Annotated in this window: 11 protein-coding genes; 8 read left to right on the forward strand and 3 right to left on the reverse strand. The window is 29.5% G+C overall.

The window, feature by feature from the left end; translation table 11 throughout:
• Positions 1–15 precede the first annotated feature (15 nt).
• The 4 genes from BEE63_RS16390 to BEE63_RS16405 all read left to right on the forward strand — a co-directional run bounded on the left by BEE63_RS16390 (position 16) and on the right by BEE63_RS16405 (position 3,485).
• Entirely contained in the window at positions 16–1,071 is a 1,056-nt protein-coding gene (locus BEE63_RS16390) for a MerR family transcriptional regulator (protein WP_066022398.1), read from the forward strand.
• Positions 1,072–1,074: 3 nt separating this feature from the next.
• Complete coding sequence (locus BEE63_RS16395) at positions 1,075–1,554, forward strand: GNAT family N-acetyltransferase (RefSeq protein ID WP_066022399.1); 480 nt, start codon at positions 1,075–1,077, stop codon at positions 1,552–1,554.
• A 188-nt stretch (positions 1,555–1,742) separates the two neighbouring features.
• Complete coding sequence (locus BEE63_RS16400) at positions 1,743–2,501, forward strand: hypothetical protein (protein WP_066022400.1); 759 nt, start codon at positions 1,743–1,745, stop codon at positions 2,499–2,501.
• A gap of 24 nt (positions 2,502–2,525) precedes the next feature.
• Complete coding sequence (locus BEE63_RS16405) at positions 2,526–3,485, forward strand: DUF1848 domain-containing protein (RefSeq protein WP_066022401.1); 960 nt, start codon at positions 2,526–2,528, stop codon at positions 3,483–3,485.
• 434 nt (positions 3,486–3,919) lie between these two features.
• Here the strand turns inward: BEE63_RS16405 and BEE63_RS16410 are convergent, their stop codons facing one another.
• A complete protein-coding gene (locus tag BEE63_RS16410; protein WP_066022402.1) occupies positions 3,920–5,644 on the reverse strand; it encodes a methyl-accepting chemotaxis protein in 1,725 nt (574 codons plus the stop codon).
• A gap of 310 nt (positions 5,645–5,954) precedes the next feature.
• Positions 5,955–7,631, reverse strand: coding sequence for a M4 family metallopeptidase (locus tag BEE63_RS16415; RefSeq protein ID WP_066022403.1), 1,677 nt, complete (start codon positions 7,629–7,631; stop codon positions 5,955–5,957).
• Between the two features lie 352 nt (positions 7,632–7,983).
• Here BEE63_RS16415 and BEE63_RS16420 point away from each other — a divergent pair, with 352 nt between their 5' ends.
• Positions 7,984–9,318 (forward strand): S41 family peptidase, encoded by a 1,335-nt coding sequence (locus BEE63_RS16420; RefSeq protein ID WP_066022404.1) that lies wholly within the window; start codon positions 7,984–7,986, stop codon positions 9,316–9,318.
• A gap of 1,287 nt (positions 9,319–10,605) precedes the next feature.
• On the opposite strand, the gene BEE63_RS16425 is transcribed toward BEE63_RS16420, so the two are convergent.
• The gene (locus BEE63_RS16425) at positions 10,606–11,289 is read right to left on the reverse strand and encodes a PepSY domain-containing protein (protein WP_066022405.1); all 684 of its coding nucleotides are present in this window, start codon (positions 11,287–11,289) and stop codon (positions 10,606–10,608) included.
• 286 nt (positions 11,290–11,575) lie between these two features.
• Here BEE63_RS16425 and BEE63_RS16430 point away from each other — a divergent pair, with 286 nt between their 5' ends.
• The 3 genes from BEE63_RS16430 to BEE63_RS16440 all read left to right on the forward strand — a co-directional run bounded on the left by BEE63_RS16430 (position 11,576) and on the right by BEE63_RS16440 (position 14,496).
• Positions 11,576–12,379 (forward strand): MerR family transcriptional regulator, encoded by an 804-nt coding sequence (locus tag BEE63_RS16430; protein ID WP_066022406.1) that lies wholly within the window; start codon positions 11,576–11,578, stop codon positions 12,377–12,379.
• Between the two features lie 146 nt (positions 12,380–12,525).
• A complete protein-coding gene (locus tag BEE63_RS16435) occupies positions 12,526–13,725 on the forward strand; it encodes a trans-sulfuration enzyme family protein (RefSeq protein WP_081312585.1) in 1,200 nt (399 codons plus the stop codon).
• A 33-nt stretch (positions 13,726–13,758) separates the two neighbouring features.
• Positions 13,759–14,496, forward strand: a complete 738-nt coding sequence (locus BEE63_RS16440) for an epoxyqueuosine reductase (RefSeq protein ID WP_066022407.1) — start codon at positions 13,759–13,761, stop codon at positions 14,494–14,496.
• Positions 14,497–14,505 lie beyond the last annotated feature (9 nt).

Here is a 14,505-nt window from a genome sequence, read left to right on the forward strand (position 1 = left end):
TTGAGGTGATTATTAATGAATACAAAAAAAGTTTGTGACAAGCTTAAAGTTTCTCCAAAGGCGCTTAGAATATATGAAAATCTAGGCATTATAGTACCAGAAAGGGAAGAAAATAATTACAGGAATTATAGCGAAGATGATGTTTTAAAGTTGAGGCAGGTAATTGTTTTAAAGGAAATGGGTATACCACTTAAAAAGATTAAAACTTTACTCAATGAAGATCTAGATGGAGAAAATAAAATAGTACGTGCCTTGTGGGTTCAGCTAAGGGCTGTAGAAAATAGGATAAATGAATTAAAAAATATTAAAGCTGTCTTAGATGATAGCATTAATGATGCATTAAATAAAAATGAAATAAGTGATTATAGTGAGTATTTTAGCAAAATAGACAAATGTTTAAGTGAGAATATCAAGAAAAGGGATGAATGGCTTGATAAATGGAATTTTGATTCATGGGCAAAAAACTATGACGCTTCAGTTAAAAATGATTTGACTGGTGATTTGAAGCTATTTGAAAAATATGATTTCGTTCTTGAAAGTACAGCAAAAATAATATCTCAAAGTAATGCAGTGAATGTATTGGATATTGGATGCGGCACGGGAAATTTATACGGTAAACTTAATGGCAATTTAAATTTTCTAGGAATGGATCAAAGTATAGAGATGCTGATTCAGGCAAAGTATAAGTATCCTAATATAAAAGTGAGATTGGGAAATTTTTTGGATAAACCATTTGAAGAAAATAAGTTTGATGTGGTAGTTTCAACTTATGCATTTCACCATTTAACACCAGATGAAAAGCAAAAGGCGGTTAGAATTATGATGGAATATTTAAAGCCAGGTGGAAAAATTGTAATTGCAGATTTGATGTTTTTGAGTGAAGAAAAAAAGGCAGAGGAAAAAAAGATATTATTTAAAGGTAATAAGGAAGATTTATGGAATATAATTGAGGACGAATACTATACAGATATTGAAAAAATTAAAGATTATTCAGAAGATTTTGGATGCCAGGTTAAATATAAGCATATAGTTAACTTTACCTGGCTTGTTGAGATAATAAAAAGGAGATAAAATATGGACATAAGGAGTATAACAAATAAAAATAGACAGGAGGTAAATAACTTTATTGTTCAGCATTGGTTTACAACTGATATGGTTGTTAGAGGACAAATATTTGATATGACAGTACTGGATGGCTTAGTGATGTATGAAAATGAAAATATTATTGGACTAATTACATGCAGATTTGAGAATAGTGAGTGTGAAATTATGTCCCTTGATAGTTTGAAGGAGAATTGCGGAATTGGAACTGAACTTGTAAAAGAGGTAGTTAAAATAGCAAGTGAAAAGAAATGTACTAAAATAAAATTAGTTACCACAAATGATAATTTGAATGCAATGCGTTTTTATCAAAAAAGAGGCTTTGACATGACTCATCTATATTATAATGCTTTGGAGGCATCGAGAAAAATAAAGCCATCCATACCACAAAAAGGAGATTATGGCATACCTATAAAGCATGAAATTGAGTTTGAGATGAAACTTAACTTATAAATATTAAAAAGGTATTATATACATTATAGGAGGAAAATATTATTGGGGATATGTCAGATGAAGAGAAGAGAGCTGTTCTTAAGCTTTTAAAAAAGTGTCCGGTTAGGAAAACGTTGTCAAGTGAAATGGAATTTGAAATGAAATAATAAAAGTAGTATAGATTGAATTAATATATAAGGAGGGAAAAAATGTTTAAGAAGAGATATTTAAGTGCTTATATAACAGATGAAAAGGTTACTGTAGCAGAATTCAAGAAGATATTGGTGAATGAACCAACATCCAATATACTTAAAGAGCTTAATGAAAATGTTAAGTCTAATAAAAGTATTTACGATAAAAAAGGGCTTATAGGGTCAATACTAAACTATTGTGTGGATAAGATGAGGGTTAGTAGAACTGATAGTATAATCTTAATGCTAAATGCACCTGCAGAGTTTAGATATATATTTAGTGAAAACTCAAAGAGTGTAATTAATAGTATTGGAAAAGTGAATAACGTAAAGAAACTGTACAGAATTGAAAACCTTGTTTCAGCACAAATAGGAGCTATTAAATGGCCAGCTGATGATGTAAAGAAAAGATTCTTGGTTTACAGTGAGAATATGAAAACTTATGTTTATCTCATGTGGGCAGGAGGATTAGTTGAATTTACATGTATTAAAAAGAATTTTAATGAGATTAATAAAAATGATATTTTGGATGGGATAAAATCAGTATCTTCAAAGCTTACAGGAGATATACCAGATAGATTTAGAAAAAATCGTAATATAAATAAATTTAAAAGTTCATGGAGTGAACCTATTGATAGCAGCGTATATATCATTGCTCCAAATAAAATTAAGGATTTATTAGGAGAAACTATTGATAAATATAATTTCATCTATTTAGATTATAAGGATAATGTAGTTATTAAAGGATCAAATGAAATAATTAAATTCATAAAATGATTATTTGTAAAGTGGTGTTAGACTATGATAGTTAGTGTAAGTAGAAGAACTGATGTACCGCATTTTTATAGCGAATGGTTTTTTAATAGAGTAAAAGATGGTTTTGTTTATGTGATTAATCCATTCAATGTAAAACAAGTTAGTAAAGTAGAACTTACACCCAATAAGGTTGACTGCTTTGTTTTTTGGACTAAAGATGCAGAACCTATGCTTAAAAGGTTAAATGAATTGGAAAAATTTAATTATTACTTTCAGTTTACAATAACCTCATACAGAAGAGATGTTGAAAAGGGGGTAAGGAGAAAAAGTGAAATCCTTAAAACCTTTAAAAAACTATCAAGAACTATAGGTATGGAAAAGGTTATATGGAGGTATGATCCTATATTTTTAAATGATTTTTACACTAAAGAATATCATTATAAATGGTTTGAAAAGTTTTGCAGTGAGCTTTCGGGATATACTGAAAAATGTGTTATAAGTTTTTTAGATTGGTACAAAAAAACTGAAAGAAATACTGTTGAGCTAAATATAACTAAAATTAATGAAAAAACCATGTGTGAAATAGGTGAAAGACTTGCAACTATTGCAGCAAAGTATAATATTAAAATGCAAACATGTTCAGAAAGTATAGACTTATCTAAATACGGTATTGAAAAAGGTAAATGTATAGATGATGAGCTTATATCAAAGATAATTAAAGTACCTGTTAGCGTAAAGAAAGATGATACGCAAAGAGAAACATGTGGCTGTGTTAAAAGTGTGGATATCGGTCAGTACAATACGTGTAGACATCATTGCTTATACTGTTATGCTAATTTTAACCATGATTTAGTGGAAAAAAATTATTTAAGACATGATCTAAAATCAGAGTTATTAGTTGGACATATTGTGGGTGACGAAAAAATTACTATTAGAGATATGAAATCCATAAAAGGTACTAATGAAAAGCAGTTAAAGTACAATTTTGATAAAGAAAACATATAGCTTTGTACTTGTTGAACAGGTAAATAAAATATTTAAAGGGTAAGAAGTATAATGGCTTAGTTGAAGTCCTGTGTAATATTTTATTTATAATAGATTAATGATAATTGATGCATTACATTAACCTACTTAAAGCTAATTGGTATAGATATCAAAGTAAATCAGCTATTTAAATTTCACAAACTTCGTAGAAACATCAAGAGTTTGCTTATTTAAATAGCGATTTACTAATTGAATCTGTATAGTTCATACCTAAAATTCCGTAGGTACGGAGGAATTTTTTTCTTGAAGTCTTGCCCCAAATTATAAAAAGACTTAGAAATTTTAATTTGTTTGAGCTTTTTTCAGCGAGTTATTAAAATTTCTTAGTCTTTTTATAATTTGGAGCTTAGACTTATGAGTTTTATTTAATGTTTCAAAATACTATTGCTTTGCAATTAGATTTTGAATTTAGCTACAAGAGCTGAAAGGGTATTCATACTTTCCTTTAAATTATCTGTTTCTTTAGTTATATTATTTGTCATTTCAGCTATGCTGTTTGTTTTGGCCGCTATATTAGTAGTACCCTCAGCTCCTTCATTTGCAGCTGAAGCAATTCCATTAAGTGATTCAGAAATGTTTTTCATAAGTCTTTCTAATTGAGTCGATGCTTCAGTAAAATCGGAAGACAAATTATAAACATGTTTAGCATCTGTATCATACTCTTTACCAGTATTTACTAAAGCAACATAATCTGTCATTACTTTATTTTCAACAAAGTTTAATAATTCACTGGAACTTGATGAAAGTTTCTTTACAGAATTTAGTATTATTTGTGTAATATTTTGTATTTCAGTTACAGTACCTTCTGAATTCTCTGCTAAATTTCGTATTTCATCAGCTACAACAGCAAAACCTTTACCAGCTTCACCGGCTCTAGCGGCTTCAATAGAAGCATTTAAGGCAAGCAGTGTTGTTTGTGATGTGATTTGAAGTATAGAATCAGATAATACTTTGATTTTTTCAACAGATTTTGATTGCTCTATGGCATCTCTTAAATCCTTGTTTGTAGATGAATAAATTTCATCTGCGCTTTTTTTAGATGACATTCCCTTTGACATTACTCTATCTGCTTTAGTACTTATTTCACGAGAAGTAGCAGCACTTTCATTTGCCTTATCAGCAATAGCTTTAATTGTATTTCCTATTTCTTCTGAGGCTGAATTTACTTCTTCTGTTGATGCTGCAGTTTCTTCCATTCCAGCAGAAAGTTCTTCTGTTGTAGCGGATACATCCTGTACATGGGCAGATAATTTTGACATACTGCTATCAGCATTATTAATCATGTTTTGAACCTTTGAGGATTCATTTATTATAGATGTTAAAAGCTCTTTTATGGATTCTTGCATTTGATTAGCAGCTTTTAACATTTGTCCTATTTCGTCATTGCTTTCCAGTAAACCGGTTTCTATATTGTTAGTAAAATCGCCTGTTCCCATTATTTTTAAATACTTTGTAGCTGCATTTAATGAAACAGTAATTGGCTTTATTATTAAATATGTAAGTACAATAGCGGCTAATATAGTTATTATAGAAATTAAAATGAGTATTTTAGATAATCTATTATTACTGGAAGTAGATAGTTTATATGTATTATCTGCACTTTTTATATGATATTTTAATAAAGCATTTGATTTTTTTCTGAATCCATCTAAAGTATTAATGTTATCCGTAATATATTTATATATATCTTCTGTTTTTGTTGAACCGTCAGATGCCATGGTTACAACCTTTTGACATGAATCAGTATAAGTTGGAATATTATTTTCAATTGCAGTAAGAGAATCCTTTTCGTTTTTATCCAGATTTAACTTTTTATAGGCATTGACATCAGTTTTTATTCCTTTAATTTTATTGTTAAGTTCGGTTGAAAAAGATTGTTGATTTTCTTTGTTTCCGTTGTTCAAGGTTATATTAAGTAAATCATATTGAGCAGTTCTTGACTGTATTCTCACATCATCCATTAAATTTATAGCCTTGAGATCGTTATTATGCATTTTTGAAAAATCATCATTAGCTCTTTTGTTGGAGCTGTAAGCTGTTAAGCCTAAAATAAGGTTAAATAATATTAAGACTATAGACAGTAGTGTTATTTTGTGCGATATTTTCGCATTTTTTAACATTAATTAATCACCTCAGTTATTGAAATTTCTAGGGCACTTTTATAAAGTATCAATAAAATAGACCCATTATGAGATTATCGACCGAAGATAGAAAGAGTTTAGCTTATTTGTTAAATATTATAGTATAAGTAAAAACTTTATGAAATTTTAATAATTTTTATAACATTAAAGTAACATTATGTATAAATTTGCAATTAATTAAAAATTAAGAATCAAGAAAGAAGAATTAAGAATGAAGGATGATTCTCCGCCGCTTTACCATGGAAAATCTACATTCATTCTTAATTCTTAATTTTTTTTGAATTTAAAATTATTGATTATTAGAAGATGAAACTCCAACGGTATCAAAAGCAGAGTTTACAGCATTTACTTCATTAGAAGAATCACCATATAGTTCTGAAGCAGCAGATACTAAAGCATCTCTTGCAGATGAAAAATCAGAGCTAGAAGTTAAGTAACTACTTAGTGCTTTATAATATATTTTGGCTGTTTCTGGGCATCCTATTGACTTTGCAACTAAGTAAGCTGCTTTGTTAGGTATACCGCTATTCGTGTGAACTCCGCCATTATCATCACTTGTAGATACATAATCATACATATTATCAGGTTGATCATAAAGGGTTGGATCAGCAAGACTTCTCAAAGCTTTACCAGTTGTATTGTTTAAATAAATACCTTTTCCTACAGCCCAATCTGTTGGATTGAATTTCCATGAGCCACCATGTTTTACATTGTATTCATCGTAGGTTTCTATTAAAACTCCAAATACATCTGAAATTGATTCATTTAGAGCACCGGATTGATCCTGATAGTCTAGATTTGCTGTATATTGTGTTACACCATGAGTTAATTCGTGACCAACTACATCGAGATCACCACTAAAGTAAGTAAACTCAGTTCCATCACCATCGCCATAAACCATCTGGCTTCCATCCCAATAAGCATTATCATAAGAATTACCATAGTGCGTTGTAGAAATTATATTCATTCCGTTATCATCGATACTGTTTCTGCCAAGTGTATTTTTATAAAAATCATAAACAACACCAGCATAATAATGTGCGCTGACATCTGATTTGTATTTTTCTAAAGTAAATGTATTTTTAGTATTAGTTACTATATTTCCGGGTTCAGTCTCCTCATTAGCAGCTGAATATGTTTCAATTTGTCCACTCATTGGTTTAGTTGAGTCTATCATTTCATATAATTTTCCTGTAAAATATAAATTAAGAGGTTTTGTAGTCCCATCAACTGCTGTACCTGTACCGCTTGCAGGACCTGAATATTCTATTTTGTCCAGTATCTTAATTACATTTCCAGAAGAAGCATCAATTAAAACATCCCAGTTTGCTATGTCGGGTTTAATGTAATGTATATTTACACGGTATACTTCAGTAGCAGTGCCGTTTTTTATTATAACTTCTTTTTCGGCTTTAGGTTCTTCTACTAAAGAAGAGTAGGCAAATTGTTTTTTGGCAGTATTAATTGCCTGAATAGGTGAGATATTCTGTCTTTTTACGGCAAATCGAGGTGTGTTATAATTTTTGTTAACAGTTCCTATTATATTTTTTATAACACCGTCTTTGTCTAAATTCAGTATGATTTCACTTCCATGTATAGGGATGCCATCTGATGTTTGAGCTATTTTTACTATTGTGTAATTTGAATCAGTAGATTTTTTTATGGACAATACTTTAAAATCTGATCCATTTACAGTTGTAAACATAGACTTATTTTTTTCCAGGTACGCAAGAATAGCTTGTTCATTAATTTCCAACTTTTCTGATAGGTTACCATGGAAAAATACGTCTTTCTTTTTGTCCTCGATAGAATTTGTGCTTTTAAGGCTTGTCCTATGATTATTAGTAATTGAAGAAAATTGCTTTACTGATGGTTTTGTGTTTGTAATTTTAGCAAAAACACTGAAACTACTGTAACTTGATAAAACAGAAGCAGCTAATAAAATTGATAAAAGTTTCTTTTTCATAAAAATACCCCCCAAATAGTATTGAATTATTAAATTAATAATAATTATGATGTAATCTTACTATATTAACATTAAATGGTCAATACGTATAACAATAGCAAAAACACCATAATATGTAATTATACTTACATGTGATCGATTGCAACTAAAAGAAAGGTAAACTTTTTACAATATAAGTATGTAAATTATATTTTTAACTATTATTAGTAGATGATGAAATGTAATTATTAGTAATTTGAAATTAAATCTGTAGTAAAATATAAACAATTATACTATAATTAATATAAATTATACATTACATGTTAAAGCATAAAGTAAGATGTAAATAAATTTACAAATATAGGGGGTAATCATGAGTATATTTTCAAAACAAAAAATAAGTATTGTACTGTGTATAATTTTAGTTGTAGTTTTATCGGGGTGTAGTCATAATGATGGTGGGATTAGTGCAACGAAAGTTATAAAATGTCCAGAAGAGCGTATAGTAACAGATAATATGTGGCTTCAAGATATAGACTATTTACATAATAAATTACCTAAAGTTCATGCAAATTTATACCATGATATGGATAAGGAAACCTTTGATAGAGAAATATCTGATTTGAAAAAGGATGTTCCAAAGCTTAACAAATATCAAATTGAATGTAGAATAGCTAAGATAATGGCTATGGTTAAAGATTCACATACTCAGTTAAGTTTTGTAACTAATAAAGGTGAAAGTAAATATCCAATTGTATTAAATTGGTTTGGCAATGACTTAAGGGTTATTGCTACAGATAGACAGCATAAAAATATTTTAGGGAAAAAGGTTACTGCTATAAATGATGAATCAATAAATGATGTAATTAAAAAAGTTAATACACTTGTATCGCATGAGAATGATCAGTGGTTAAAAGTTATTAGTGCACAATATGTTACCATACCTGAAGTTTTAAGTGGATTAAAGATTACTTCAAGAGATGAAGTTCAATTTTCATTAAAGGGTGATGACAATAAAATTATCAAAGTTAAGCTTGAACCTCATGATATAACAAGAAATAATATTGTACAGGTTAAGGATAGTATGAATGTTAAACCACTACGTTTACAGTATGATCCACATAATTTAAAAGAAAGTTTATATTGGTACAAGTATATTCCTAAGGATAAGATACTATATTTTCAATATAATAGCTGTGAGGATCGTTCAACAGCTGAAAATGAGGGAATTAAAAATTATAAAGATTATCCTGACTTTAATAAATTTTCTGAAGAGCTTTTAAAAGCAATCAATGGTAATGATGTTAATAAATTTGTTGTGGATTTGAGAAATAATGGAGGAGGGGATTCTTCACTTATGAGCAGTCTTGTGCCTAAGTTACAAAAGATTCAAAAGCTCCAGGGTAAAAATAAGATTTTTGTATTGATAGGAAATAGAACTTTTTCATCGGCAGTTTTAGCAGCAGATGACTTTAAAAATAGTACATCAGCAGTTTTTGTAGGAGAGCCTACTGGCGGAAATGCGAATGGATATGGAGATGTAGGAACTTTAGTGCTTCCAAATTCTAAGTTAAAAGTATCATATTCAGATAAGTATTTTGATAGATGTCCAGGAATTCAAGGCAGTTTCATGCCCGATGTGAATGTAGAAGAATCATATGAGCATTATAAAAAAGGAATTGATGATGTTTATGAAAGTGTGAAGTAACAGTATTTTAAAACATTAAATATAACTCATAAGACTAAGCTCCAAATAATGAAAATACTAAGAAATTTTAATAACTCGCTGAAAAGAAGCTCAGACAAATTAAAATTTCTAAGTCTTTTCATTATTTGGAGCTTAGTCTTATTGAGTTATATTTAAATTGTTTCCAAAATACTGTTACTTCATATAGGAGGTAAAGGCAAGGAAGATTTTCTTCCGCTCTGCTGCGGAAAATCTAGGCTGAAAATTTATTCGTGGCTAAATGTTTAATAACTCGCTGAAAAAAGCTCAAACAAATTAAAATTTCTAAGTCTTTTCATTATTTGGAGCAAAGTCTTATTGAGTTATATTTAAATCGTTTCTAAAATACTGTTACTTCATATAGGAGGTAAAGGCAAGGAAGATTTTCTTCCGCTCCGCTGCGGAAAATCTGGGCTAAAAGTTTGTGCGTGGCTAAATGTTTAATAACTCGCTGAAAAAAGCTCAGACAAATTAAAATTTCTAAGTCTTTTCATTATTTGGAGCAAGTCTTATTGAGCTTTATTTAAACAGTTTCCAAAATACTGTTACTTCGCATAGAAGGTAAGGGCAAGGAAGATTTTCTTCCGCTCCGCTGCGGAAAATCTGGGCTAAAAGCTTATGTGTGGCTAGATGTTTAATAACTCGCTGAAAAAAGCTCAGACAAATTGAAATATCTAAGTCTTTTTATTATTTAGGGCAAAGTCTTATTGAGTTTTATTTAAATCGTTCTCAAAATTATCATACACGAGGCTTGGGCAATTTGGGAAATGCTTATATGGAGTTGTTGGTGATAATGTAAAAAGTGCCTATTTATAGTTAAGAAGGATAATGGGTCTTTAACCCAAACCCCGTATATGATAATTATCCTTCTTTACCAAATATAATATATCTTTGTATTTATAATAATATATTAAATATTATCGGTAACCTAATATGACCCAAACCCAAGTTAGGATAAGATTCGTAAAATTCCGTAGGAACGGAGGAATTTTTTCATTGTTTTACTCCAAAAGTGAATTAACATTGATTTGTAACAATTTAAAAAAACTCTAATGAATGTTATCATACACGAGGTTTGGGCTTTGCCCATTATCCTTCTTTACTTAATATGGGCACTCTCTATATTATAAAAGATCTAGATAAGCCTTTAAATTATTAGGCGTAAATATTAAGATAGCCTGTATTTTATAAAGAATGATAATGGGTATATGACCCAAGCCCCAGTTACGATAAGATTTATAGAGCTTTTTTAATGTTACTTCATCAATGTTAGTCTCTTATATTGCTTATTTTAGCAATTACATTTCCTGAGTTAGCACCTATTAATACATCCCAATTTCCCCATTTTGGTTTATGATAAACTATATTTACATCATAAACTAAAATGGCAGCTCCCTTTTGAATTATAAATTGTTTTTGTACTGTAGGCTTTTGATATAAGTAGGAGTAAGTAAATTGATTTTTAGCAGTAGTAATTGCTTCATTCATGGAAACAGGTGGATTTTTTACATCATAGTCTGGTTTAATGTAATTATGATTAATAGAGCCTACAATCACATTTACAATACCATTCTCGTCTATGTGTAATATAATTTGCGTTCCGCGAAGAGGAATATAATTTATTGCTTGAGATAATCTTACTATAGTACGGTTTGGAAAATCAGGATCTTTTTTTATAGAGATAATTTTAAAATTATTTATTCCAGATACATTCATAAATGATGTTTTCTTTTCTTCCATATAGTTTAATATAGATTGTTCATTAATTTCTAATTTGTCTGATAAGGTTCCCTTCAGAAATATATTTTTCTTTTTATCCTCATAAGAATTTGATAAATATGCGTTTTTATTTGATTGTGTTTTTGACGAAATTATGTTTTTAGATGATGCATTATTAAAACAGCAGCATCCGCAAAAGATAGTAGCTAATGCAAGTAATAACTTTTTTTTCATAGCAAATCTCCTTTGTATTTTGCTCAATTATAGGTCTATTTCATTTTAAAGTCAAAGTGCCATATAATGTTATTTCACGTTTTTTCAAAAGTTATTGATATTTGATTATCCTATAACATAGATTATTGATTGACAAAAAAATATATTACGATATATAATTTAATAAATTAATAAAATATACAGCATAAAAATATAACTTAGTTAATAATAGCCAAATAATATTTTAAAACAATCAACGCAACAAGGACGTTATTAAAAAAATATTTTTGTCAAAGGAGGGAACCTTATGCATGAATTATATTCAATTGGGGACACTGCAAAACTTATGGGGATTTCTGTTCAAACATTAAGAAATTACTCAAACTTGAAACTATTAAACCCACAATATGTAGATCCTGATACGGGTTATCGTTATTATTCATTTAAACAATTTCATTATATAGATAGAATTAAATATTTAAGAGATCTTGGACTTTCATTATCAGAAATAGAAGATATTCTCGATGATGGTAAAGCAGATAAAATGTTATCATACCTTGAAATGCAGGAAAAAAAAATTCTTAATCAAATAAAGAAAATGCATGAAACATATGATGAAATAAAATGGTATATGGACTATTTTAAGCATCTTAATAAGTATGATTTTAATAATATTCCTTATGTATTACAACTTGATAAAAGATATATTATGTATGTTAATTATTTAAAGAATGATACAGTTGAAAGTGTGGAAACTAGACTTGCAGAACTCAAAAATAAAACAGATTTAAAATATAGAAGACAATATGGTTATATAGCTGGATTTGATAATTTAATAAAAAAGAAATTTGTACCAGAAAAGTATTTTATATATCTTAAAGAAAAACCAGATTATGATGCTGAGTGGCTTATGGAAATACCGGCTGGTGAATATTTATGCTTTAGAGGTAGAATTTGTACAGATGAATGGGATCCATCTATTGTGGAAGCATATTTTAAGAAACAAAAAACGCCAGTATATGTTATTGCCAATGAATATGAAGATAATTTATCGGAGTATCATTATTGTCCATACGAAGTTCAAACATTGATATCCTTAAGTAAAAATTAAAATAAAAGTGTTGACTCTATAATAAATACAGACTATATAATCAAACTAATTTAAAATCACAATATTTAGTTTGATTAAGGACAATTGAAAGCTTTTAGTAAGTGCGGTCAATTGCTTGAAATATTTATTATTATGGAGGTTTAAATATGGAAAAGAAAAATATGAAATTTAGTGAAGCAACAGAACTTTTATATGAAGGTGATAAAGTTGAGGGGTATTCATATATGCCTGAATCAGTTCCGATTTTTTTAACTACGGCTTTTACTATGGGAGATTTACAGAATGTTCAGGAAACTTACGATAGAAAAGGATATACATATATTCGCACACGTAATCCAAACCGTAAATCTTTAGCAGATGCTATTTCTTATCTGGAAAAAGGGAAATACACTTTGATTTTTTCTTCAGGAATGGGAGCTATTACGACAACTTATTTTTCTGTGTTAAAACCAGGGGATCATTTTCTTGCAAATACTAATATTTATGGCGAAACTTTTGATGTAATTACTATACTTCTTAAAAATTATGGAATCACTATTGAGTTTGTGGATTTTACTGACTTAAAGGCAGTAAAATCAGCAATAAAGCCTAATACAAAAATGCTTTATACAGAAGTTGCAAGTAATCCAACTGATAGACTTGCAGATATAGAAGAGCTCGCTAAAATTGCACATTCATCTGATGCAATGCTTATGGTTGATAATACATTTACAACACCTATTGCAGTTAAGCCTATAACTTTAGGTGCAGATATAGTAATTAACAGTTTGACTAAGTTTATGAATGGACATAGTGATGCATTAGCAGGTTCAATTACAGTTAATAGTGAGGAAATTTTTAACAAGATACATACAATTAGAATGTTAGTTGGTACTTCTGCATGTCCGTTTAGCTCATGGATGGTTTATAGGGGAATTCATACATTAGATTTACGTGTTAAGAAGCAAATGAAGAATGCAGCTCTTCTTGCAAAAGCATTAGAGGCTCATCCTACTGTTTTACGTGTAAATCATCCATCCTTAAAGAGTAATCCACAGTATGAGCTTTCTAAAAAGTTATTTAAAAATGATGAAAGCTCCACGGGCATGCTGAGTTTCGAAATGCCTGATGATAGAGAAAAAATCAATGAATTTATGAATAGACTTAGGTTAGCACATTATGCACCAACTCTTGGTGGTATAAGAACTACTTTGTCTCATCCGCTGCATTCATCTCATTATCATATACCTAAAGAAGAACTTAAAGAAATGGGTATTTCCTATGGATTAATGAGGGTATCTGTTGGAATTGAAGATTCAGAAGATTTAATTGCGGATTTTGTTCAAGCACTAGATGCGTTTAAGTAATATTTATTAAATTGTTAGGAGGCTTTATATTATATGAAGTTATCTGAAATTATTGAAACAATTATAAAGGATGAAGTTAAAAATTCCAAGGATAGTTTTCGTTTTAGAGAGCCTATAGTGGGTTTTGCCGATGCTAATGATCCTTTATATGATAAATTAGATGAAATTATAGGAACAAAACAAACACATCCGAAAGAAATGCTGCGGGGAGCTCGGACGGTTGTAGTATATTTTATTCCTTTTTCACTTGATGTAATCAAAAAAATTCAGGGTAAAAAAGTAATAGTTCAAGAATGGTCAGATAACTATACAGCAGGTAACATTTTACTAGCAAGGATAAATGATGTACTTGCAAGAGTGCTTAGAAGTAGAGGGGTTTTTGTGACTACAGAGCATCCGACTAATAATTATGATCCTATTAATTTAACTTCAACGTGGGCTCACAAATCATCTGCTGTTATAGCTGGAATTGGAACCTTTGGACTAAATCATTTATTAATAACTAAAAGTGGAACTGCCGGGCGTTTGAATAGCTTAGTTATAAATACTAAAATTCCACCAACAGTAAGACCCAATACGTCTTACTGTCTGTATTACAAAATGGAGAAATGCAAAGTTTGTATTGCAAAATGTCCAACAGGAGCGTTATCTATTGATGGTTTTGATAGATTTAGGTGTAATGCATACTTAGATGGCAAGAATATTCATGATCTCCAGCAGGGATGTGGTATGTGTAGTTCAGGACCTTGTGCTGCAAAGGGTTATGAATGAGATTTATGA

The sequence above is a fragment of the Clostridium pasteurianum genome, from assembly GCF_001705235.1.
In the GTDB taxonomy this organism is placed as follows: domain Bacteria; phylum Bacillota; class Clostridia; order Clostridiales; family Clostridiaceae; genus Clostridium_S; species Clostridium_S pasteurianum_A.